The sequence below is a fragment of the uncultured Methanobrevibacter sp. genome (assembly GCF_900314695.1).
Taxonomy (GTDB): domain Archaea; phylum Methanobacteriota; class Methanobacteria; order Methanobacteriales; family Methanobacteriaceae; genus Methanocatella.
On sequence record NZ_OMWD01000024.1, the window covers coordinates 1 to 21,092 of the forward strand.

Here is a 21,092-nt window from a genome sequence, read left to right on the forward strand (position 1 = left end):
CACGCAACTGGAAATGTCAAAAATGCGAAAAAATACTTGATAGGGATATAAACGCAGCAATTAATATTCTAAACCGCTGGTTCAACGGGGATTAGCCTGCTAAAATACTTAAATTAACCATTATTAAGTGAAAATAATTCAGGAATCCTCATCCTCTATAGGATGGGGTGGTTCAAGTTATTGCCTATATTTAAACGGTGATTAACTATTCAATATTGTTAAATTCCCTTTGTGCATTCTCATAGAAGTATCCGAGCTCTCGACCATTTACGAATATGTGACTTACTGTAATTGAAACGCTCATTTCAAAGTTTTCATTTACTTTCCCCCATGTGATTAGGGGCTGGATAGCTTTTCCTTCAACAGTACAATTTGTTATCATGTCAAAATCAACCCATGGAATGCATGAAAAATTGGCAATGTTTGTCAAATCCCTTTTCTCCATTTCAATGAAAAAGCTTTCACTTTTGCCGCTTAAAATATCCGTTGATAAGTCTTTAACATAATCATGCCATTGGATAATGTTTTCAAATTCCTGTGGAGTTTTTACTTTCATTTCACAGTAAATTCCTTCATCTTCATTCATTATTGGGGTTACACCATCCAAATAATTAAATTCAACTGCTTTATTGTCAATTATTCTTCTTTTAAGTTCATCAACAGAGTTTACTGCATTCATCAGACATCCAAGGCTCATTATGAAAAATGATTTGCCATTTTCATGACACCAGTTCCACAGCTTTTCAACATTAACTCTTGCAGACATTGAATATCTGGCTGATTGAAAATTAATAAAAGGATTTTCATCTAAATTAAATTCAATTTCCCTCATTTAAAAAACCTTAATCTTTTTATATCATTTTTTAATATATATTATATTGTATAAATCTTTAATGGGTTTGTTATAATGAAAGTAGTAATCGTAGGTGGTGGAGCTGGAGGAATCTCAACAGCTTCAAATATTCGCAAATTGGATCAAAATATAGAAATTACAGTTCTCACAAGAGACAATAAGGTAGCATATTCACCATGCGCCATTCCTTATGTATTGTCAGGTACAATCGAATCATTTGATGATATTGTAATGAGAACTCCTGAAGATTATAAGGAAAAGAACATAGACGTAATTACAGAAGTGGAAGTAACTGAAGTTGACAGTGACAAAAAAACTGTTACTTATGAAAAAGATGGCAAAAAAACTGTCATTGATTATGACAAATTGGTTTTAGCTACTGGCGGTAATCCGTTCGTCCCTCCAATGCAAGGGGTGGAACTTGATGGAGTATTCAGAATCAGAAATATTGACGATGGTATTAAAGTGCAGGAAGCAATGAAGGATGCCAAAAGTGCTATTGTAACTGGTGCAGGTTTGATAGGTATTGAAATTGCATTTGCCCTTAAAAAACAAGGCTTGAATGTTATTTTAAGTGAAATGTTGCCTCAAATTGTACCAAGATCCCTTGATAAGGACATGTCTGACATTTTAGTAAAGTATCTTGAAATGGAAGGTATCAATGTGGTTTTAGGAAAACCGATTACCAAATTGATAGGTGACGGAAAAGTTGAAAAGGCATGCTTTGGTGATGAGGATCTTTATGATGCAGACATGGTTATTATGGCTACAGGTGTTCGTGCGGAACTTGACTTGGCGCGCATGGCAGGCTGTGAAATCGGAAGATGGGCTGTCTTGGTAAATGACAGGATGGAAACTTCTGTTGAAGATGTATATGCTGTAGGGGATTGTGTTGAATCCAAAGACTTGATTTTAGGTTCAAATACCATTTCTCAATTGGGTACAACTGCAGTCCGCGAATCTAAAACATTGGCCCGTACCATTTGTGGCAAAAAGTCCAAATTCAATCCAGTTTTAAATTCAATGGTTTCAAAAGTGGGAAAATTGGAATTTGGTGCTGTAGGATACACTACAAGTTTTGCTCAACAAAACAGAATCAGACCTGTTGTACAAAAGGTACAAGCACTTACAAGAGCTCGCTATTATCCTAATGCCAAACCTATGGATATCAAAGTTATATGTGATGGAAACGGAACTATTATTGGTTGTCAAATCATTGCTGAAGAGAGAGTTGCTGAAAGAATCGATACAATGACTTTGGCAATTACTGAAGGTTTGACATGCTTTGATTTAAGTAATATGGAATTTGCTTATGCGCCACCTGTATCAATGGTTACAGACCCATTAATCCTTGCCGTTGAAGAGGTAAGTAAAAAATTTAATTAATTAAAATATTTTGGAGATGATATTAATGCCTGAACATGGTCACGGTCATCATGGTCACGGAGGCCAAATGACTCCTGAACAACAAAGACAAATGATTGAACAAGAATTGAGAATAGCAAAAAATCTTGGTCAGATTAAACATAAAATAGTTGTAATGAGTGGAAAAGGAGGAGTTGGAAAATCTACTGTTGCAGCTAACATAGCTGAGACTTTACAAAGCCTAGGCTTTAAAACCGGTATTTTGGATGCAGATATTCACGGACCAAACATTCCAAAAATGTTAGGTCTTGAATTATACGGTGAAGCATTCAGTCAAAACCAATTCGATACATTCAAAGAAATCACTGAAGCAAGACTTGCAGAAAAAGATTTTGAAACAGATGAAGAAAAATTAGAATATATTGAATCTATTAAAGAGGAATTCAATACTACAATGTTTCCAGTAACATTGCCAAGCGGCTTGAAAGTAATGTCAATGGCATTTTTACTTGAAAGCATGGATACTCCAATCATCTGGAGAGGTCCTCAAAAAACAGGAGCAATCAAGCAATTGATTTCTGACTGTAATTGGGGCGAACTTGATTATTTAATCATCGATAACCCACCAGGAACTGGTGATGAACCTTTAACAGTATTGCAAACTATTCCTGATGCAGATGCAGTAATCATGGTAACAACACCTAATGTCGTATCTCAGGAAGATGTTTTGAAATGTGTTAAGATGGTTGGCATGATGAACATCAAAAAAATCGGTCTTGTTGAAAACATGGCTTATTACATGTGTCCTCATTGCGGTGAAAAATTGCATATTTTCGGCAAAGGCAATGGTGAGAAGTTTGCTGAAGAGATGGAAATTGAATATTTAGGTGATTTGCCAATTGAAGAAGCAGTTTCAAATTCACCAAATGAAGATGCAACTATTTCAACATTAAATCCTGATGATGAAGTTTCAAAAAGATTTAAGGAAATAGTTTTAGAAATAAATGAGAAATTTTGTTAAATCAGTGTAATGTTGATTATATAACTTACACGAGCTATATTTACGATGTATCCTAAGAAATTAGGATCTTCCTTTAATTTTTTATTGTATTTTTCCAGTTTGTCTATGACGTATTCCTTGTTTTCGTCCATTACGTTTAAAGAGAAGTATTGCATTCCATTTTTATATTCCAAAGCATCGGTAAAGATAGGAACAAGATAATTGCCGTCATTACCATAGGGAATTTTGACTGTTTCTCCATCTTCAATGGAAATGATAAATTCCTTGTCTTTGATGTATTCCTTAATTTCGGATTCAGTTTTTTCAATGGCTTTCTGGTTTTCGTTTTCGCCATGCATGTAAATCATATTTATATGATTTTTCAACTCTGGATGTTTTATTTCTTCGATTTTCATTGTATCTATTTTTTTCTTTTCATTGTTTAAATAATCTTCAACTTTGTCTTTTGGTATGAATTTCAATGCTGCTGAGTTGATGCAATATCTTGGAGATCCTCCTAGTCCGTCATGAAACAGATGACCCAGATGTGAGTTTGATTTTGCACTTCTCACTTCTATGCGTGTTGTTCCATAGGAAAAGTCCCTGTTCTTTGTTATCACATCTTCTGAAATTGGCTTTGAAAATGCAGGCCAGCCACATCCCGAATCGAATTTGTCTTCAGAAGAGAATAGAATTTCACCATTTACTACGTCTACATATACACCATCTTCAAAAAAGTTATCATATTTTCCACTAAATGGTGGTTCTGTCATAGAAAGCTGTGTTATTTCATACTCTTCACGGGTCAGGTGGTCGAATTCTTTATTATTTATTAAATTTAAATCAACATGACAATAGCCTTGTGGGTTTTTCTCAAGGTATTTCTGATGATAGCTTTCTGCAGGATAAAAGCTTTTTATTGCACCCACTTTAACAACGATTTTTTTAGGATCATCATTCTGCTTTTTGGCAAAAAATTTCAGGACACATTCTCTTTGTGAATCTTCTTGCCAGAAAACCCCACTTCTGTATTGTGTTCCAACATCATTACCTTGGCGATTGATGCTGTGGGGGTTAATAATCATGTAAAACTTTTCCAAAATTTCCTCAAGGGCAATGATTTTTGGATTGTATGTGGCCTTGACGCATTCCGCATGACCTGTCTTGCCACTGCAAACCTTTTCATATGTTGGTGCAAGGTCGTGTCCATTTGCATAACCCACTTCTGTTTGATTCACTCCTTTCAAGCGTGAAACAAATGCTTCAACACCCCAAAAACATCCTCCAGCCAAATATATAATCTGTAATTTTTCAAACATGTTAATTACTATATGTGTTAAATATTTAAACCTTGGCATTTCAAATTCCGGCAAAAATCTTTTTAATCTAATTAGTGCAAGAATACCATGAATTCTATAAGTCATGGATGAATTGCACCAAGGGAGGCATTATTTTTCAAATGCTCTCTGATGAAATTTAAATAATATGATAACAAAAAATAATAAATGATATTGACAAAATTAAATTAAACTTTTTCAACGATAATCAAGTTAAAAAAGCAATATTAATTGAATATGTCTGAACCTTCGGGACGAGGGGGATAGCACGGTAATCCTATACTCATTAGAGTATACAGCCCGTGAAGTAAGAATCCTCAACTTCTATAAAGTTGAGGTAGTTCAAAATAACAGTCAAATTAATAATATAGATTGGAGGAATTCTAATGTTTTACAGTACAATAATGAAAATTGATTCAATTGATAGATTAAGAGATATTAGGGATGCATTACTTGTAGAACAAGGTATAAATCCTACTCGTCAAGGAGAACAAGCTATTAAAGTAGTAGTTGAAAGAATCGATGAAATTCAAGCTACTTTAGATAAATCAGCAACTAAAAATAGAAATCGTAAGTGATTTTAGTGTTAAGACGTGTTAGTAGCAACAGACGACTTTTAAGAAAAAGAATGTATAAGTCACCACATTCTCGTCATAGAAATTCACTATATTATCGTGAAAACAAAAATCAGGCTAAACCTCATCAGGAAGAATATAGAACTTCCCATGCTCCTGTTGTAAAACGTAAAAGAAGGCCTAAAAGAGAAGTTATTAACGGCTTTAAAATGTCTTATAGGTACAAATACTATAAGGATGATGTTGTCGAGGAAGATGAGACAGAAGAAGATTTGGATGAATAATCTCTTCTTTTTTTAAATTTCTCCGTTTCTTCCCATGTTAAAGTTTTGAGAATGGGGATTGATAACAAAGCCCTGGAAATATTCATCCTCTTCAGCTATTTTTGCAATGTCTTCAGGTGTCAGGACTTTCATCTCAAGATTGTCTAAAAACAATTCTGATATTTTTGAACTTCCCAAAGCGTATTCTCTGATGTCTGTAAAGATAGGAATGATATATTCATTGCTTGTATCACTCAGCATTAATTTTACAAATTCATTTTTTTTATCGATTAATGTAAAGTAAATCTCTTTGGGATATGTGTCTTTGATGTTGTTTTTTATTGCATCAAGCTCTATTGAATTTTCATCTTTCAATTTTTTTGCCATGTCAGCATAGATCTGAATATAATCCTTAAGCTGACTTTTGGAAGCTTTTACATTATTTTTCTGATAGTCTTCGTAATCTTTAGGAGTCATACTTATTCACAGCAATCGTGAACATCTTCGCTGCCAATAACAAAGTCCCATTGTGGTGCGTTAACTGCAAGACCAATGAATCCTTCATCATCAGAGTAATCAGCTAAAATTTCACTTCCAACTTTTTTATCACATTCAAATTCATTTTCACCGAATTGTTCTTTAAAAACAGCAATAGCTTCTTCGGCTTCTTTTTCATCGGTATAAACAGGAATGACGAATTCTTCATCTTCGTCTTCTTCACTGACAATTAGTGCAACTACTTCCTTTTCTTCACTCAAAGCATTTGAAACGATGATGAACTCTTCATGGAATACTTGGTGTTCAATTTCATGGTATATTTCACCAAGCTCTTCAATCTGTTCTTTGTTGTCATCTTCAAAAGATTCAGGAAGTTCTTCTGAATTTTCCAATTCCTTTTCTATTTTTACATTCAACTCATCGTCAAGTTCTATAAATTTTTCTACTAATTGTTTAAGTTCACTCATAATAATCCACCTAATTAATTAATAATCGTTAAAAAAAGTCTTTAAAAACAAATGAACATTCTCTTCCTAAACACCACTAAAGGAATACAAACGAATGCTCATTTCAACCATCACCATTGTTCATATTATAAAAAAATAGTATATAACAATATGAACAATACTATTTATAATTTCAACCTATATAAAGTTTTAGTTTCTCAATAGATATTAAAAATCACTTTCAATACTTTTGATTAGGTTATAGATAATTTTATTTGTTGAAACATCAACATTATTTTTCTCACCAAGCTCAATGACTTTGCCGTTTAACGAGTCAATCTCTGTTCTGATTTTTCTTTGAATGTCCTGATGGGTTGATGAGAAATGTTCATAGGTATCAGGGACAAGTTTGGAGTAAAAAATGTCCTTATACTCTTTTGAACTATTCCAAAGGGTTGAATAACCAGATAATTTAATGACTTCAAAGATTTCATCAATGATTTTATCCATTATTTCTTTTGAATATTCATTTTCAGTTAATTTTCCATAGTTCACATTCAATATTGCGCCCAAAGGATTTAGGGCACAGTTGTAAATCATTTTTGCCCACAGGTATCTGTCGACTTCATGCGTAATCTCACATTTGATTCCGGATGCTGTAATCATATCTGCTATATCCTTTAGGGAATTTGGATTTTCATGCTGAAGCGATCCAAGCAAAATGGGTTCGGTATAAACGGTAACCTCACTTATGTGTCTTTCATGCCTTCTGAATCCTGTAATGATCCTTGCCGAAAAAACCTTATCTTCAGGGAAGTATTCAAGATACGCTTCATCATTTCCAAATCCATTCTGGAAAATGATTATTTTGCCTGTGTCCTTAAGAATTTCCTTGTGGTTATTTAGGTTTTCAGCAACTTCTCTATTTGATGTTGTTTTTGTTGCTATGAAAATATAGTCAAAGGTATTTTTTGGAATTTCTGAGTATTTTTCATAGACTGGGATGTCCTTAATTTCATAATGTGTGAACAATCCGCATCTTTTTATTCCATTTTCTTTAATTGCAGTGGCAGTTTTGTCACGTGCAAAGATTGAAACTTCTGCTCCCTGTGATGCGACTGAAGCTGCAAGGCCTATGCCAACTCCTCCTGCACCTATTAATAAAATCTTCATAATATCTGATTTGCTTTTCATCATTGAAATACTTTTTAGGCAAATCTAAAAGATAAATACATTTAAAATTCTTGATTTTGGATAAATTAAATAATTATTATTTTATTAACCTAAAAATAATACAAAAATAGATTAATTTAAATATAATGAATTTATTATATATCTATTAATTAAAGAGGCATTATCATGAATTATTTGCAGCGTGAAAATAATACCCAAAGGATATATCTGACTGAAAACACTTTGGATGTTTCTGAAATATTGGATGAAAACTATGATTATATTGTCGAGTCCATGAAAAATGAAGACTTTTCAATTAAAAATCCAACATGCAGCCTGTTCAAGGAACTGGTTTTTGATAACAAGGTGGTTGGATTCTGCACATATGACTATTCAAGGCACTTCATGACTTCCGCTTTAAATAACATTTATGTCCTTCCCCAATTCAGAGGAAACGGGCTGTTTTTTGAAGAACTTGAAAAGACTATGAAAGAGCAGAACAAGCCAAGCATTGTCGAGCCAACAAGACTGGTCGTTGAGCTTTTGATTAGGTATGGATTTGCAAAAAAAATCACCGACAATATCGCTGCAAGTTCCATTGAGTTTATCGTGCCTGGAGCCCATGTCCTGTCAAATATTGAATATGATTCCTCCGAGGAGCTGGCTACCCATTTTTATGATTTAAATATATGTGCAAGTATTCATTTTCTGGATTTGGAAAAGTCACACGTTGCATACAGTGGCCCTCTGAATTATGATATTATGCATTATGACTGTTTGGAAAAGAGAAGCCAAATGGATGATGGGTACTTTGAAAATATCAGGGAACTGTTCCTGAAACATGATGATGACTTTATAGATGCTGTCATTGAACTTGAAGAAAACCTTAACCTTAAGACCTACACATTGGAAGAAGTCATAGGTGAGGGTGATGAGTTCTCCCATTATATAGAATCGTTGATTGATGATGCTCATGTAACCCGTCAAAAGGCTTTGGAAATCAAAAATCAGATAAAAGAGGAATACGAGGCCGGAATGATATTGAATGAATCATTATTGATTAGACTGGCATATCTGTTTGAAAAACCATCTGAAGCAACTATTAAATCCCACTCAGATACATGTCCCTACTGTGACATGCCAATTGATGATCATGACAGGTTTTGCCATTTCTGTGGGATAAATCTGAATTATGACAGTGAGAATATGTTCGATAGCCTGATGGATAACATAAAAACTCCAAGCGGCGATTTTAAAGAAGACATTAGATATGTTGCATACAAGTTTCTGAAATTGATTGATGATGGAATCGAGTTTGAATATGCTGTCCGTACAATTGAAAATACCTATAACATAACTTGGGAAAAACTTAATGGATTCCTGGAAGAAAACAATTATTTCAATGGTGAAATAACTGAGGAAGGCTATGAATTTATCTTGAACCATCCTCTCAATTACTATGAAGAATTTGATATGAGCTGTATTGATTACACTGATTTTGAAAGGTATTTCTACAAAAACTCTGATTTAAGTGGAATCGAGATATGTTTGAACTATTTAAATCAATTTAGCGATGATCAGGATGTCCAGGAAATAATTTCAGAGATTAAAAATTACCTCTAATATTCATCGCAAAGTTTCCTGTATGTGCAGTATCTGCATAGAAACTGCCTTCTGGCGGGAAACTTTCCGTCATTTATTTTTTCTCTAACTTCATGCAATGTATCAATTGCATGATTGATTTCACTTTGGTTTAGATATTTGCGTTTATTGTCTTCATTGCAAACATCCAGCAGTCTCAATTTTCCGTTTTTTGTAAAAAATATTCCAACACTTGAAACATTTCTTCCGTAGACGTTTTCAACAAGCAGCTTATAGTAGCATAGCTCCAGGCGGTATTTAGAAAATGAACTTGATTTGGATGTTTTATAATCAATAATGACAAGGCCTCCATTTTCATCTTCTAGAATAATATCACAAATTCCTGAAAACCTGTTTTTTTCATCAAGAAGATATTCTTCATTGGAGTATAGCTTATAATTGTTTTCAACAAAGACTTCATTAAAAAATATGCTTAAGTTGTCAATATGCTCAGTTAAGTCATATCCGATATCTAAATCATAGGCAATCTTTATAAGCTCGTTTCTTGTGTCGATATCGCTTATGTTATCGCCGAACTTTTCTGTGAACTTTTCGGCTACCTGATGAACATCGCTTCCAAGTGCCATATATTGGTTTTGAGGCATTTCAATTTCATCAATATACTGAAATTTGAACTCCAAAGGACACTTGAGATAAGAATTTACTTTTGATTTAGATAATTTCATAGTAACACTTAAAAAAAAGTTTTTTGAGAGTAAAAAACTCTCTTAATTAAAATTTTACCATCTGCTAATTTTACCATCATTGCTTGAAGAGCCACCGATGGTATCAATAATGTTTTTACAGGAATTAATGAAATACTCACTGTTGTCATAAGTAACGTTGGTTCCACTAATCTTGTAATTCTGATTGTTTTTAGCAAAATAGATGTCAGAATCGTAGCCTTCACCACTTTCTTTGTATAAGAAATATGCCGGTACTCCATTTTGATTAATCTCTTGATTGGAGGAGTATGTTCCTTGACTAATTAGGCTGTTATAAGTATCATTCAAATTAAGCGAACTGTCGATTTGCTCAACTAAAATGCTCACTCCTGTTCTATTGTCAACTAATCTAATAGCAGTATCGTTAACTTTGGAATCTGTAAAGTTGCCTATTTTGGAAAAGCTACTGTCACCAAGTTTAACGTCTTTATTACCAGCATCAACAGTGGTGGTAGTGTTATCATTTGAATTAAGAATATTTAAGCCATTGGCACCTACATTAATGCCAACATAAATAACAATTAAAATGATAAGTAAAGCATAAAGTTTTTTCATACTGTCCATACTAAATTATTTGATTTTTAACTATATATAATTAAGTTAAAACAAAGTGGTTTATGATAATGCATTTTTTCATCATTTGAACTATTTGACATGAGGATTTGAGCAAGTCAATTGGATATTGTCAAAACTATTTTTAATAAGTTTCAACAAAATTTAATAACAAGTGACATGAGAGTATTCACTTAAAAAATCGGAGAGTAATAAAATGAAAATTGTAGCACTTCAAGCAAGTCCGCGTAAAGGTGGAAATTGTGATGTATTAATGGATGAAATGATTAAGGGTATTGAAGAAAACGGTGGAGAAGTAGTTAAATATTACTTGGAAAAAGAAGACATTGCACCATGTAAAGCATGCATGTACTGTGCTGAAAATCCTGAATGCGTTCGTGCAGATGACGGTAACAAAATATTGGATGATTTGGTTGCTGCTGACGGCGTAATCTTTGCAACACCAATTTATTATGGTCAAATGACTGCTCAAGGTAAACTAATCATTGACCGTTTCTACAGCATTGGACAAAATCCTGATAAAAGCTTATCCGGTAAAGCTGCATTGATATTCACTGAAAATCAGCCTGAAGGAACTTATGCAGACTACATTGAACTTACAAAATTCTCACCATTCACATTTATGGGCTACGAAGTAATCGGCCATGTGGATGCTGGTAGTGCAGGTCCTGCCGGTATCGTAGCTACCGAACAGGAAGATAAATTAAAAGAAGCTTATGAATTAGGTTTAAAATTTTAATTTAAAGATGTAGATTGGATTTTTTTCCAATCTTTTTCACTATTTTTTTCGATTTGCTTTGGGATAAAAATTCCAGAGTTTTGTGAAAAGCATTTGCAGTTAAATTTCAGAATCTAAAAATAAAATATTGTAATCTAAGGTAGTTTATATGGGTTTAGGTTCACTTTTTAAGAGAAATAAAAAAGATAAAAAAGAAGAAAAAGTTGATGAATCACACATTGACATTGACATAGGCAGTTGTGACGGCTGCGAAAAGTGTGTGATAGCTTGTTCAAACAATGTGTTTATGTTGGTCGATGAAACATGTTGCGTTCGTGACCATCAGGTCTGTAGAAACTGCAAAGTCTGCATGGCAATATGTCCAAACGACTGCATTACAGTAAATTAAACATTGTTTTTAAATATCTATTTGGATGTGTTATTGTGAAGGATATGTGGGGATTGACAGTAAGGGGAATATGTGAAGTAAATGGAAAAATTTTACTTTTAAAAGTCAGATCAAAATCAAGTCATGATGCAAACAGATGGGAAATTCCAGGCGGCAAAGTCAAAAAAGGAGAATTTTTTGATGATGCATTAAGGCGCGAATATTTGGAAGAAACAGGACTTGAAATTACAATAGAATCTCTTTATAATACAATTCAAAATAACTATACTGCCTGCAAGACCAATGAGCAAATCAAATCAATTCAGCTTATCATGAAAGTAACTTCCAAAAGCGATGAAGTAAAAATAAGCGAAGAACACGACGAATATGGATGGTTTTCAAAAGATGAAGTATGCAGGATGATTGATGAAAATCTGCTGTCAAAAGCTGCAATGAATGCATTTAAAAAAAATAAGGTATTATAGGTTAAGCTCTTCAGCACCTATAACTTGAATATCTGTTTTTTCAACAAAATCTTTGGTTTCTTCACCAAATGATTGGAAATGTGGGGATGCCATATGTTTTTTTAGGTCATCTAAAGTTTCCCATTTTTCAACAAAGGTTAATGTATTGTCATTTAAAGACATTAATAGTTGATATTCAATATTTCCATCTTCTTCACGAGTCTTTTCTATTAACTCTTCTGAAATTTCAATAATACTGTCTTTACAACCATTTTTTGGATATACTTTAGCTAAAACAACAATGAAATCCATTGTTACACGCTCCTTTTTTTGATAGAATATAATTATAATTTCATATTACTTAAAAATTTTGAAATGATTTTTGGATTACTTTTATTAATTATGAATTTGTTTAAATAATAATTGTGAATTATGAAATTGAAATCCAAATTGATTTTTATTTTAGTTTTTCTATTAATTTCAATTAATGTTGCATATGCAAATGATGTCAACCAGACAGAATTAACAGCGGATGATGTGACTAATGAATCCAGTGTTGAAGTGCCAATACTAAAGGATAATTCATCACTTGATTCGGATAACATTTCACAAAAATCACATCCGGTAATTTCAATTGATTCAACTAAAGTAAAAAGTAAAGATACTCTGAAAATTGATTTAAAAGATTGCAACGGAACAGCTTTGCCTTTTAAAAGTTTTAAAGCATCAATAAACAATAAGGACTATAAATTATCAACAAATTCAAAAGGTATTATGGTATTGAACATTAATCTTCCTGCAGGGAATTATAATTTGAAAATCTCTGTTGGTGAAGATGACAATTTCACATCCTTTTCCAAAACATTCAAAATTACTGTGTCAAAATTATCGACAAGCATTAAGAAATATTCTAATTTCGTTTTGAATAACAATTACTTTTATGCATATTTGAAAGATGGGAAAGATAATGGAGTTGCATCTAAAAAGGTAAGCGTTAAGGTAAATGGGAAAACATTTTCAAGAAAAACAGATAAAAATGGCCGGATTGCCTTAAAGATTAAATCTTCATCTAAGATAATTACATTGAGATGCAAATTTGACGGCGACAGATATTACAAGGCATCATCTAAAAAAATCAGTTTTTATGTAAATCAATTTACTTCAATTAAGATAGGCAATTCCCGATTGCTTACTGGCGGTTTTGTAAGGGTATATCTGAATGATGCTACAAAGTCTAAAATCTGGAAAAAAACCATCAAAATCACAATAGGAAATAAAAGATTTTCTAAAAAAACCAATTCAGAAGGTATTGTTGTCATTAAACCTAAAATGAGTGTCGGCAAATATAAAATTACGGCTAGTTTTGGCAAGTATTACACTTCAAAAATTATAAGATGCTTTAATGGAAATGTTAAAGATCCATTAAAAGAGGCAATTCCATTGAGAAATGGAGTTCCAGATATTGATGTGATGCCTGGAAACTTTGTTTGGGCTGATGGAAGCGGAACATACACGCTTACCAAGGCACAATATAGGGAAGTTTTAAAAAGGGATAGCTATTGTCTGTTCTTAAACAATAAATTGACAAAATACACTTTCTTTAAAACAAAATCTCATCCGAAAACCAATCATTTAATCAAAAGAGAAAAATGGAACGTGATTGAAAAGGCTATTAATCAAAAGCTTGTTGATGCAAATAAGCATGGCTACTGGCCGGGTTCCATTACTGTATCTCTGAAAGGCAAATCCTATTCATATCCAGAAATAAGGGACTGGCAGGATACGTCTTATACCTGCGGACCGACTTCCTGCAGCATGTGCAGTCAGGTTTTAAAGAATTATCTGTGCGAATCATACCTTGCCAAACATTCGGGAACAACACGGGCAGATGGAACTACCTGTTCAGGTATGGTTAAAGCTTTGGAAAAAGAAAATTTTATTTGCACTTTGTTTTATAGGAATTCTTTTTCAAAAGCATTGAATGAACTTAAAAAAGGTGGATGTGCTGTAGTATTTCATGCTAAACACCATTATGTAGCTATATTGGATATCAGTAAAGACGGCAAGAAGGTTTTGGTAAGCAATTCCTATGGAAGTTATGATGATATTCCTTCCAAATGGCTTACTGTTGAATATATGAAAACCAGATATTACAAGAATTATGATGATGGTTTGATTGTTCGGCTAAATTATAAGTTAAGCAAAAATGTTCAAAATCAAATCAATTCGTATTATTCAAGCATGGCTCCAAATTGGGCTGCTCACAATATTCATGAAGTTGTAAGTTAATTTCATGAATCTTTTTCATTTTTAATTATATTTATTTCCATTTATGGTAATTTTTTATAAAAATTTTATCAGTTTTGTGTATTGTTTAACAATTTGTTATTATATGCGAAGTTTGGAATTATTTTTCAAAATTTTTATAAACTCGAAGAACAATAAATATAACCATGGTGAAAGTAAGTATTTTAGGATCAACTGGAGTAATAGGTAAAAACGTAGCATTTACCTTGGCAAGAGCTGATACAGTTGATGAAATTGTTATGTTTGCAAGGCCTCAAAGTGTTGATAAGGCGAAAGGCGAAACATTTGATATGTATGATGCATTGGCAGCTGAAGATATTGATTGCGAGCTCACTCCTACATCTGATTTTAATGATATCAAGGATTCTGCAATTGTGTTGATTACTGCAGGAATTCCAAGGCAGGAAGGAATGAACAGACGTGATTTGGCAATTCCAAATGCAAAAATTGTAAAAAATTACTCGGAACAAATTGCTATTCATGCTCCTGATGCCATTATTTTAATTGCAACAAACCCTGTTGATATAATGACTACTGTCGCTTTAAAATATTCCGGATTTGACCGCAAAAAGGTTATTGGAATTGGAAACCACTTGGATTCATTAAGATTAAAAGCATATTTCTCCCAATTCATAAACATTAACAGTTCTGAGGTACATACAAGGGTCATTGGTGAGCATGGTGATCATATGGTTCCTCTTTTGAGTTCAACAACAATTGGGGGTATTCCATTAAAGTATTTTGTCAAATCTGTAGATGTTGATGTCAAAAGATTGCTTAATCGTTTAAAAAATGCTGGAAATACCATTATCAGCAAAAAGGGTGCAACTGAATATGGTCCGTCATTTGCTATTTCAAATTTAATTTCAACAATAATCACTGATAGCCATAAAATCTTGACTGTGAGCACATATCTTGATGGTGAAATTGAAGACGTATATGATGTTTCTTTAGGCGTTCCTGTTGTTTTATCAAAAAAGGGAATAGCCATGATTGTTCCGATTCATATGAATGATTATGAAAAGAATAAATTTCATGAAGCATGTCGAATAGTAAAAGAAACCACCTATGAAGTTTTACAAGCTCTTGATAATGATTGGTAATGGTCATTCTCATTAGCATTTGGTTTTTTCATCGTTTTTGAAAATGGTTTAGGATTCATCATTGGAGTTAATGTAGGATTCCTGTAAAATGCCCACAACTTTTTTGGGGATGCATTTTTCTCAAAAACTGCCTAATATCATAGATATGCTTAAAAGTGGTGAAAAAATGAATTTTTTAGGTGAATTTAAAAAATGATTCATCTCCTTTTTTTTAATTATTTTAATTATATTAACAACTTAAAAACAAATGTTTAAAAACATTAAAAATTATATATTCTTATATAATGACTTTGGAGAATAAGAAATGGTTAATGATAATTCCAAAACGGTTGAAATTAATAGATTGAAGTCTCCTTTGAAATATGATGATTACAAGGTTTATGACAGTCATGGAAATGAGATAAAAGGCGTTGAAACTTTTTCTAAGTTGCAATATGTCATTGAACCGGACAGCAATATTTTAAGTGATGATGAAATCTTGGAGTATGCTCCAAACTCAAAGGAAGCCGCTAAGGTCAGACTCAGAAGGGGCGTTGGAAACAATTCTGATGTGATGCTGATTTATGATTCTCTTCCATGGATTATCGGATTTTATTATACAATTTTAATTTGCATTGCAATTCCGGTTGTATATGGTGGAAATAAATCATTGATGTTTTTTGTTTTGATTTTAGCCATACTGCCGTTGCTTTATCTTTACTACATATTTAATTTAAAGCAGTATGTTGATAAAAGTGCCAAAAAACAAGTTAAAAAGTCTGGATTTTCGACTATAGGCAGCACTCAGGAAAATCATGAATCTGAAGGTTTGGAATCACTCAAAAAATATGCTGATGAAATTGAAGATTTGAAAGCATCATACGATTCAAAAGAGAGTGCCGTCAGGAAACTAATTGAAAAACGCTTTGAGCCTCCACAAATAACTTATGAACGGTTCATGACAATCATTGATAAATCTCATGACTTGTTTTATCATGAAGCTGAAAGTGCTCTCAATATAACTCAATTAGCCGTTGAAGACACTCCAAGAGTTAAAAATGAACTAGAAAATAAAATCAATACATTGAAATCAATTATAGACCAAATTGAAGATTTAACCAATGAGCTTGTGATAAATATAAGTTCCGATGATAAATCCGATGATGATGTTAAAAATTTGGTAGATGACATGGAAAATTTAATAGATTCTGTTAAAGATTACAAATAGATGATTAAAATGACAAAAAAATGTCCTAAATGTGGAAAGGAAGTGCCTGATGAATCCAAATTTTGCCTTGCATGCGGATATCATTTGGATAATAATGAGAGTGGCAAAGAAGAATCTAGGGTATTTTCAAATGGTAAAATCTTTTTGGTTTTAATTTTTGTCGTACTTATTGCCGGAGGAATCCTGATATTTTCAATGGGTGGAAATGGCAGTAATAGTAACAATCAGAGCGTTGATAGCGAAATGGCCAAGGAAGCCAGCGAATTTTCATTTACTATAAGTGATGTTAACGGTTATTATAGCAAAGAAAATAAAAATTACTTCTTTTGGACAGAAGTGCTGTTCCAAAAGGTTCCATCAAATCAAAAAGACTATATTGTAAAAGTTACATATCTTGATGAGAACAATACTGATATTGGTCATGAGATGGATAGCTTAGCCAACGTTTATTATGATACCAATTATGCAATATCTGTTGGTTATCATACTTCATACAAGCATATGGATATTGATTCAGTTAAAGTAGAAATACTGAAAGAGGACAAAGTTATTAAGGAATGTTCTACAAAAGTTGATAAAAATAAATTTAATTTTTAAGATAATCAAACAAAATAAGGTGATAAAATGGCGGAATTTTCACTTGATGTTGATGAAATTAAGAAAGATGTTGAAACTACACTGAAACAGGAAGAAGAAAAATTGGAAAATTCAAATATTAAAAACCAGGCTGATGAAAATGCTGTGGCAATATTTGAAGCTGATTTAAATAATCCTTCAGAAAGAGAAAGTATTTTAAGACCATTGGAAAACTTTGGTATGGATGATATTTCAAGATCCTCCCAAAGAAATGAGCTTCTTGCTACCAGATTTGTAGATATTAACAAAGGAGGTCAGGATGCTGAAAATATTGGTGAAAAACTCTCCGAACTTGACAGGCAGATGAAGGATTTGGATCCAAGTAAAGTGGATTTCACAAAGAAAGGTGTTCTTGGAAATCTCATGAATCCTGTTCGCAAATACTTCGCCAAATATGAAAAGGCGGAAAATTCCATTTCAAATATTGTTGAATCACTTGACCACAGCAGCAAGGTATTGCAAAATGACAATGTAACCATATTGAATGAGGAAAATAACCTTAGAGAAGTTACAAATAAATTATTGGCCGATATTGAGCTTGGTAAAAAGATGGATGAATCCATTGAATTGCAAATACAACAGGCGGAAATTGAGGGCGTGGACCCTGAAAAAATTGCCTTTGTCAAAGAAGAGGTTCTATTCCCATTAAGGCAGAGAATAATGGATATGCAACAGATGATAGTTGTAAACCAACAGGGAATAGTATCATTAAATGTAATTAGAAGAAACAATAAGGAATTGATTCGTGGAGTTAACCGGGCTAAAAACGTAACAGTATCTGCTCTAAGAACTGGAGTTATGGTTGCACGCGCATTATATGATCAGAAAATTGTAATGGATAAGATTCAGATATTGAATGAAACTACCAGTGACATTATTGAAACCACTTCACACATGCTAAGAGAGCAAGGAAGCCAAATCCAAAAGCAAAGTGCTGAGACAATGATTTCTCCGGAGGTACTTAAAGCAGCCTTTTCTGAAGCTATTGCAGCTATTGAAGATGTTAGCAATTATAAAGAACAAGCACTTCCAAAAATGAAAGAAACAATTGATATGTTCAGTGATATGGCTAAAGATGGCCAAAAAGTAGTTGAAAAAATTGAAACAAACAACAATAACCGTTTACAATAGATTATTATGAATGCATTTGAAAAGATTAAAAAATCATGGTGGGTAATTTTCCCTTTCACATTCCTGTTTCCAGGAGTTGGGTTTATATACATTGGGATGAAATTCAACAACAAAAACTGGATTTTGGAAGGAATTACCTATGAATTGCCATGGTTTTTCTATTTAGTGGCATCTGCAATATATTCCTCCTCTTCAATGATTATATATTATGGATGGATTTTACTTTTGGCAGCATTCATAGCCTTGATAAGGTCAATAATGGTTGCCATAAAGCTTGTTGACATTTATGATATGGATGAAAATCCTGTCGTAACCAAGGTAACTTCCACACCTATGGGAAAAGCAAAAGAGGATTCCAGCCTAGGGGCATGCTGTATTTGTGTCATTTTTATTTTTATAATCTTTGCATTTGTAGCAATACTTTAAGGAGAAATTTAATGAAACTGATAGTTCAAAGAGTCACCAACTCCAGTGTAGAAGTTGATGGAGATATTGTAGGTGAAATTGAAAAGGGTTTGATGGTTTTGGTAGGATTTGGCCAAAATGACACTGTTAAAGAAGCTGACTATCTGGCCAAAAAACTGGTGAAATTAAGAATTTTTAAGGATGAAAACGGAAGAATGAACAAGTCAGTAATGGATATTGGTGCTAAACTGTTGCTTGTTCCCCAGTTTACATTATATGCTTCAACCAAAAAGAACAGACCTTCATTTCATAAGGCATTAAATCCAGATAAGGCAACTGAACTGTTTGACTATTTCACCGAACAATGCAGGCAACATGTTGATGTTGAAACAGGTGTTTTCGGCGCATATATGAAAGTCGATTTGTTGAATGACGGTCCTGTAACAATATTGCTTGAAAAGGAATTTGATGAGGATTAATATAATTTTTCCCCAGTATATTCATTTTCTTCAGTGTAAATCCTGATTAATGTGTCTACAGTATCATCATACATCAATCTATATCCAATTGCTCCGCCTGAATTGGATTCAACATTATTAAGTGATGTATCGCTGTTTTCACCGCAATTATTAATTATATACCACATTCCGTGAGGGGTGTAGATGAACAATACTCCTTCACCATTTTTTGCTCCTTTTTTGAAGCTGTCGTCAGGGTCATAGATTTTGGTTGAGTGAAGCGCCAGTCTTGACAGGTTCTGTTTAGGATGGGTTCCAGTCTTTTTGAATAGGGTATTTAGCCAATTGTATGCATTATCCTTAAGGTTTACTTTAGCAATAGGGTCTGCAAAGGCCTTTTTTATTTTGTCCTGTCTTTTTTGTAGTGTATTTTCAATTCCAAGAATTTCTTCTACTTTGCTAACATCTTTTTCAAGGCATCTGTATCCTTCAGGTCTTCCGGTAACTTTGATAATGCCATCAACGAAATCTTTTCTTCTAAAGTCTCTCATGTATGGTTTTACCTTTTCAAATTCTTCATCAGGAATTCTTTGATTCAGACCATAAAGATAGCCGTATTCATTAGCATCATAACATTTTGTTTCCATTTTTAGCTCTTCTGCCATTCTAATCAACTCTGTAATATAATCTAATATGAAATATCATGGATTATGATTAATTCGCATTGTTTAAAAAAGTTTCATTGTCATGAATATTTTCGATAGCATATCTTAAAAATCTTTTTAAATTAATAATTCAAATTAATTAACATGGTAGAAAATAACAAGAGCAATCGTGAATTCGGTTCTAATTTTGATAAGGATGAAGCCAATGAAATTTTTGATAAATTAGATAAAATCAATTCAGACGATTCAAAGAAAGTTGATAAAAATATTGCTTCTATTAAAGACGTTACAAAGTTATTGAAAGAAGCTAAAAATTCTGATGAAAGCAAAGCTATAGAATTGTATAAAAAAGTTTTAGTCATAATGCCTGAAAATCTTGAAGCATATAATGGATTGGCTGACATTTACCGCAAACAGGATGATGAGGAAAGTGAAAGGGATATCCTAAAGAAAGCTATTCAAAATGTTGACAGATCCAGTAAAAATGATTTGATGAAAAGATTGAAGGAAATCAGTTAAACTTCAGGTCTTTTTGGATGTGGTATTATGTTTCGAAAAATGAGAAGACACAAACAAGAGCTATCTGAAGAGGAGTGTATTGAAATATTGGCAAATGAACCTAGAGGTGTTTTAGCGCTTTTGGGGGATAATGACTATCCTTATGCATTACCTATGAGTCATGTATTTGTTGATGGGAAAATCTATTTTCATGGGGCTATGGAAGGCCATAAGAATGATGCAATTAAAAAGCATGATAAGGTATCATATTGTGTGATGGATTCTGGCGTTAAAAAGGAGGATAGCTGGTGGTATACCTTCAGAAGTGTCATAATCTTTGGAAAAATTAAAACCATTGCTGATAAAAAAGAAAAAATCGATAGGTTGACTTACCTTGGAGACAAGTTTTTCCCAACTCATGAAGAAACCGTACGTGAAATTGATAGATTGCTTGATAAAACTGAGGTTTTTGAAATTACTATAGATCATATCTCTGGAAAAATTGTTCGGGAAAAATAGGATATGTATTTTGGAGTGAAATTAAATATGGTGGGACATATTTAATTTCGTGAGAGTAGTCATATGTTTTAATTAAATTAGAAAAATATCTTAGCCTAATTTAATCAATCGGAGTAGTAATGAAAAATCAGATTTTTAGGTAAA

27 protein-coding genes are annotated in these 21,092 nt (G+C 32.8%); 18 read left to right on the top strand and 9 right to left on the bottom strand.

Annotation, left to right across the window (positions count from 1 at the left end; all coding sequences use genetic code 11):
• The coding region (locus QZN45_RS11100) for a zinc ribbon domain-containing protein (RefSeq protein ID WP_367241219.1) at positions 1 to 95 on the top strand (95 nt) is incomplete at its 5' end.
• Positions 96 to 205: 110 nt separating this feature from the next.
• Here the strand turns inward: QZN45_RS11100 and QZN45_RS08330 are convergent.
• Positions 206 to 832, bottom strand: coding sequence for a CatA-like O-acetyltransferase (locus tag QZN45_RS08330; RefSeq protein ID WP_296812454.1), 627 nt, complete (start codon positions 830 to 832; stop codon positions 206 to 208).
• Between the two features lie 75 nt (positions 833 to 907).
• On the opposite strand from QZN45_RS08330, the gene QZN45_RS08335 reads away from it, so the two are divergent.
• Together QZN45_RS08335 and QZN45_RS08340 are read left to right on the top strand one after the other, a co-directional pair.
• The gene (locus QZN45_RS08335) at positions 908 to 2,239 is read left to right on the top strand and encodes an FAD-dependent oxidoreductase (RefSeq protein WP_296812456.1); all 1,332 of its coding nucleotides are present in this window, start codon (positions 908 to 910) and stop codon (positions 2,237 to 2,239) included.
• Positions 2,240 to 2,264: 25 nt separating this feature from the next.
• Positions 2,265 to 3,239 carry an Mrp/NBP35 family ATP-binding protein gene (locus tag QZN45_RS08340; RefSeq protein WP_292608029.1) on the top strand — a complete coding sequence of 325 codons (975 nt, stop codon included), beginning with the start codon at positions 2,265 to 2,267 and terminating at the stop codon, positions 3,237 to 3,239.
• Here QZN45_RS08340 and msrA read toward each other — a convergent pair.
• Complete coding sequence (msrA, locus tag QZN45_RS08345) at positions 3,236 to 4,642, bottom strand: peptide-methionine (S)-S-oxide reductase MsrA (protein WP_296812458.1); 1,407 nt, start codon at positions 4,640 to 4,642, stop codon at positions 3,236 to 3,238. The two genes, QZN45_RS08340 and msrA, sit on opposite strands and share 4 nt — an antisense overlap.
• A 299-nt stretch (positions 4,643 to 4,941) precedes the next feature.
• Here msrA and QZN45_RS08350 point away from each other — a divergent pair, with 299 nt between their 5' ends.
• Positions 4,942 to 5,133 (top strand): hypothetical protein, encoded by a 192-nt coding sequence (locus QZN45_RS08350; RefSeq protein WP_292608024.1) that lies wholly within the window; start codon positions 4,942 to 4,944, stop codon positions 5,131 to 5,133.
• Between the two features lie 5 nt (positions 5,134 to 5,138).
• Positions 5,139 to 5,414 (top strand): hypothetical protein, encoded by a 276-nt coding sequence (locus QZN45_RS08355; RefSeq protein WP_292608021.1) that lies wholly within the window; start codon positions 5,139 to 5,141, stop codon positions 5,412 to 5,414.
• A 12-nt stretch (positions 5,415 to 5,426) separates the two neighbouring features.
• On the opposite strand, the gene QZN45_RS08360 is transcribed toward QZN45_RS08355, so the two are convergent.
• The 3 genes from QZN45_RS08360 to QZN45_RS08370 form a co-directional block, all read right to left on the bottom strand.
• Positions 5,427 to 5,870 (bottom strand): hypothetical protein, encoded by a 444-nt coding sequence (locus QZN45_RS08360; RefSeq protein WP_292608019.1) that lies wholly within the window; start codon positions 5,868 to 5,870, stop codon positions 5,427 to 5,429.
• Positions 5,871 to 5,872: 2 nt separating this feature from the next.
• Positions 5,873 to 6,358 carry a hypothetical protein gene (locus tag QZN45_RS08365; RefSeq protein WP_292608016.1) on the bottom strand — a complete coding sequence of 162 codons (486 nt, stop codon included), beginning with the start codon at positions 6,356 to 6,358 and terminating at the stop codon, positions 5,873 to 5,875.
• A gap of 207 nt (positions 6,359 to 6,565) precedes the next feature.
• Entirely contained in the window at positions 6,566 to 7,510 is a 945-nt protein-coding gene (locus QZN45_RS08370) for a ketopantoate reductase family protein (RefSeq protein ID WP_292608014.1), read from the bottom strand.
• Between the two features lie 186 nt (positions 7,511 to 7,696).
• Between QZN45_RS08370 and QZN45_RS08375 the strand changes: the two genes are divergently transcribed.
• Positions 7,697 to 9,133 (top strand): GNAT family N-acetyltransferase, encoded by a 1,437-nt coding sequence (locus QZN45_RS08375; RefSeq protein WP_292608012.1) that lies wholly within the window; start codon positions 7,697 to 7,699, stop codon positions 9,131 to 9,133.
• Here the strand turns inward: QZN45_RS08375 and QZN45_RS08380 are convergent.
• On the bottom strand, positions 9,130 to 9,837 hold the full coding sequence (locus tag QZN45_RS08380) for a PD-(D/E)XK nuclease family protein (protein ID WP_292608009.1): 708 nt from the start codon (positions 9,835 to 9,837) through the stop codon (positions 9,130 to 9,132). The genes QZN45_RS08375 and QZN45_RS08380 overlap by 4 nt on opposite strands.
• A 54-nt stretch (positions 9,838 to 9,891) precedes the next feature.
• A complete protein-coding gene (locus QZN45_RS08385; protein WP_292608007.1) occupies positions 9,892 to 10,440 on the bottom strand; it encodes a hypothetical protein in 549 nt (182 codons plus the stop codon).
• A gap of 205 nt (positions 10,441 to 10,645) precedes the next feature.
• Between QZN45_RS08385 and QZN45_RS08390 the strand changes: the two genes are divergently transcribed.
• From QZN45_RS08390 to QZN45_RS08400, 3 genes are all read left to right on the top strand, one after another.
• Positions 10,646 to 11,188, top strand: coding sequence for a flavodoxin family protein (locus tag QZN45_RS08390; RefSeq protein ID WP_292608004.1), 543 nt, complete (start codon positions 10,646 to 10,648; stop codon positions 11,186 to 11,188).
• 148 nt (positions 11,189 to 11,336) lie between these two features.
• Positions 11,337 to 11,576 (top strand): ferredoxin family protein, encoded by a 240-nt coding sequence (locus QZN45_RS08395; RefSeq protein WP_292608001.1) that lies wholly within the window; start codon positions 11,337 to 11,339, stop codon positions 11,574 to 11,576.
• 44 nt (positions 11,577 to 11,620) lie between these two features.
• Complete coding sequence (locus QZN45_RS08400; protein ID WP_292608035.1) at positions 11,621 to 12,040, top strand: NUDIX domain-containing protein; 420 nt, start codon at positions 11,621 to 11,623, stop codon at positions 12,038 to 12,040.
• Here the strand turns inward: QZN45_RS08400 and QZN45_RS08405 are convergent.
• Complete coding sequence (locus tag QZN45_RS08405) at positions 12,035 to 12,331, bottom strand: putative quinol monooxygenase (protein WP_292607997.1); 297 nt, start codon at positions 12,329 to 12,331, stop codon at positions 12,035 to 12,037. The two genes, QZN45_RS08400 and QZN45_RS08405, sit on opposite strands and share 6 nt — an antisense overlap.
• Positions 12,332 to 12,451: 120 nt before the next feature.
• Here QZN45_RS08405 and QZN45_RS08410 point away from each other — a divergent pair, with 120 nt between their 5' ends.
• The 7 genes from QZN45_RS08410 to dtd all read left to right on the top strand — a co-directional run bounded on the left by QZN45_RS08410 (position 12,452) and on the right by dtd (position 19,287).
• Entirely contained in the window at positions 12,452 to 14,308 is a 1,857-nt protein-coding gene (locus QZN45_RS08410; protein ID WP_292607994.1) for a cysteine peptidase family C39 domain-containing protein, read from the top strand.
• A gap of 167 nt (positions 14,309 to 14,475) precedes the next feature.
• Positions 14,476 to 15,429, top strand: coding sequence for a malate dehydrogenase (locus tag QZN45_RS08415; RefSeq protein ID WP_292608032.1), 954 nt, complete (start codon positions 14,476 to 14,478; stop codon positions 15,427 to 15,429).
• A 304-nt stretch (positions 15,430 to 15,733) separates the two neighbouring features.
• Positions 15,734 to 16,636 carry a hypothetical protein gene (locus QZN45_RS08420; RefSeq protein ID WP_292880797.1) on the top strand — a complete coding sequence of 301 codons (903 nt, stop codon included), beginning with the start codon at positions 15,734 to 15,736 and terminating at the stop codon, positions 16,634 to 16,636.
• A 9-nt stretch (positions 16,637 to 16,645) separates the two neighbouring features.
• On the top strand, positions 16,646 to 17,233 hold the full coding sequence (locus QZN45_RS08425; RefSeq protein WP_296812461.1) for a zinc ribbon domain-containing protein: 588 nt from the start codon (positions 16,646 to 16,648) through the stop codon (positions 17,231 to 17,233).
• A gap of 27 nt (positions 17,234 to 17,260) precedes the next feature.
• The gene (locus QZN45_RS08430; RefSeq protein ID WP_292607985.1) at positions 17,261 to 18,403 is read left to right on the top strand and encodes a toxic anion resistance protein; all 1,143 of its coding nucleotides are present in this window, start codon (positions 17,261 to 17,263) and stop codon (positions 18,401 to 18,403) included.
• Between the two features lie 6 nt (positions 18,404 to 18,409).
• Positions 18,410 to 18,829: a hypothetical protein gene (locus tag QZN45_RS08435; RefSeq protein ID WP_292607983.1), complete on the top strand. Its 420-nt coding sequence runs from the start codon at positions 18,410 to 18,412 to the stop codon at positions 18,827 to 18,829.
• An 11-nt stretch (positions 18,830 to 18,840) separates the two neighbouring features.
• Complete coding sequence (gene dtd / locus QZN45_RS08440) at positions 18,841 to 19,287, top strand: D-aminoacyl-tRNA deacylase (protein ID WP_292607981.1); 447 nt, start codon at positions 18,841 to 18,843, stop codon at positions 19,285 to 19,287.
• Here the strand turns inward: dtd and QZN45_RS08445 are convergent.
• Entirely contained in the window at positions 19,284 to 19,931 is a 648-nt protein-coding gene (locus QZN45_RS08445) for a hypothetical protein (protein WP_292607978.1), read from the bottom strand. The genes dtd and QZN45_RS08445 overlap by 4 nt on opposite strands.
• A 144-nt stretch (positions 19,932 to 20,075) precedes the next feature.
• Here QZN45_RS08445 and QZN45_RS08450 point away from each other — a divergent pair, with 144 nt between their 5' ends.
• On the top strand, positions 20,076 to 20,450 hold the full coding sequence (locus QZN45_RS08450) for a lipopolysaccharide assembly protein LapB (protein WP_292607975.1): 375 nt from the start codon (positions 20,076 to 20,078) through the stop codon (positions 20,448 to 20,450).
• Positions 20,451 to 20,477: 27 nt separating this feature from the next.
• Positions 20,478 to 20,948 carry a pyridoxamine 5'-phosphate oxidase family protein gene (locus QZN45_RS08455; protein WP_292880806.1) on the top strand — a complete coding sequence of 157 codons (471 nt, stop codon included), beginning with the start codon at positions 20,478 to 20,480 and terminating at the stop codon, positions 20,946 to 20,948.
• Positions 20,949 to 21,092 lie beyond the last annotated feature (144 nt).

What these genes read in the sequence shown, in the direction of transcription:
- QZN45_RS08330 (WP_296812454.1), bottom strand. Translation starts at nt 832, where the DNA reads ATGAGGGAAATTGAATTTAATTTAGATGAAAATCCTTTTATTAATTTT.
- QZN45_RS08335 (WP_296812456.1), top strand. Translation starts at nt 908, where the DNA reads ATGAAAGTAGTAATCGTAGGTGGTGGAGCTGGAGGAATCTCAACAGCT.
- QZN45_RS08340 (WP_292608029.1), top strand. Translation starts at nt 2,265, where the DNA reads ATGCCTGAACATGGTCACGGTCATCATGGTCACGGAGGCCAAATGACT.
- msrA (WP_296812458.1), bottom strand. Translation starts at nt 4,642, where the DNA reads ATGACTTATAGAATTCATGGTATTCTTGCACTAATTAGATTAAAAAGA.
- QZN45_RS08350 (WP_292608024.1), top strand. Translation starts at nt 4,942, where the DNA reads ATGTTTTACAGTACAATAATGAAAATTGATTCAATTGATAGATTAAGA.
- QZN45_RS08360 (WP_292608019.1), bottom strand. Translation starts at nt 5,870, where the DNA reads ATGACTCCTAAAGATTACGAAGACTATCAGAAAAATAATGTAAAAGCT.
- QZN45_RS08365 (WP_292608016.1), bottom strand. Translation starts at nt 6,358, where the DNA reads ATGAGTGAACTTAAACAATTAGTAGAAAAATTTATAGAACTTGACGAT.
- QZN45_RS08370 (WP_292608014.1), bottom strand. Translation starts at nt 7,510, where the DNA reads ATGAAGATTTTATTAATAGGTGCAGGAGGAGTTGGCATAGGCCTTGCA.
- QZN45_RS08375 (WP_292608012.1), top strand. Translation starts at nt 7,697, where the DNA reads ATGAATTATTTGCAGCGTGAAAATAATACCCAAAGGATATATCTGACT.
- QZN45_RS08380 (WP_292608009.1), bottom strand. Translation starts at nt 9,837, where the DNA reads ATGAAATTATCTAAATCAAAAGTAAATTCTTATCTCAAGTGTCCTTTG.
- QZN45_RS08385 (WP_292608007.1), bottom strand. Translation starts at nt 10,440, where the DNA reads ATGGACAGTATGAAAAAACTTTATGCTTTACTTATCATTTTAATTGTT.
- QZN45_RS08390 (WP_292608004.1), top strand. Translation starts at nt 10,646, where the DNA reads ATGAAAATTGTAGCACTTCAAGCAAGTCCGCGTAAAGGTGGAAATTGT.
- QZN45_RS08395 (WP_292608001.1), top strand. Translation starts at nt 11,337, where the DNA reads ATGGGTTTAGGTTCACTTTTTAAGAGAAATAAAAAAGATAAAAAAGAA.
- QZN45_RS08400 (WP_292608035.1), top strand. Translation starts at nt 11,621, where the DNA reads ATGTGGGGATTGACAGTAAGGGGAATATGTGAAGTAAATGGAAAAATT.
- QZN45_RS08405 (WP_292607997.1), bottom strand. Translation starts at nt 12,331, where the DNA reads ATGGATTTCATTGTTGTTTTAGCTAAAGTATATCCAAAAAATGGTTGT.
- QZN45_RS08410 (WP_292607994.1), top strand. Translation starts at nt 12,452, where the DNA reads ATGAAATTGAAATCCAAATTGATTTTTATTTTAGTTTTTCTATTAATT.
- QZN45_RS08420 (WP_292880797.1), top strand. Translation starts at nt 15,734, where the DNA reads ATGGTTAATGATAATTCCAAAACGGTTGAAATTAATAGATTGAAGTCT.
- QZN45_RS08425 (WP_296812461.1), top strand. Translation starts at nt 16,646, where the DNA reads ATGACAAAAAAATGTCCTAAATGTGGAAAGGAAGTGCCTGATGAATCC.
- QZN45_RS08430 (WP_292607985.1), top strand. Translation starts at nt 17,261, where the DNA reads ATGGCGGAATTTTCACTTGATGTTGATGAAATTAAGAAAGATGTTGAA.
- QZN45_RS08435 (WP_292607983.1), top strand. Translation starts at nt 18,410, where the DNA reads ATGAATGCATTTGAAAAGATTAAAAAATCATGGTGGGTAATTTTCCCT.
- dtd (WP_292607981.1), top strand. Translation starts at nt 18,841, where the DNA reads ATGAAACTGATAGTTCAAAGAGTCACCAACTCCAGTGTAGAAGTTGAT.
- QZN45_RS08445 (WP_292607978.1), bottom strand. Translation starts at nt 19,931, where the DNA reads ATGGCAGAAGAGCTAAAAATGGAAACAAAATGTTATGATGCTAATGAA.
- QZN45_RS08450 (WP_292607975.1), top strand. Translation starts at nt 20,076, where the DNA reads ATGGTAGAAAATAACAAGAGCAATCGTGAATTCGGTTCTAATTTTGAT.
- QZN45_RS08455 (WP_292880806.1), top strand. Translation starts at nt 20,478, where the DNA reads ATGTTTCGAAAAATGAGAAGACACAAACAAGAGCTATCTGAAGAGGAG.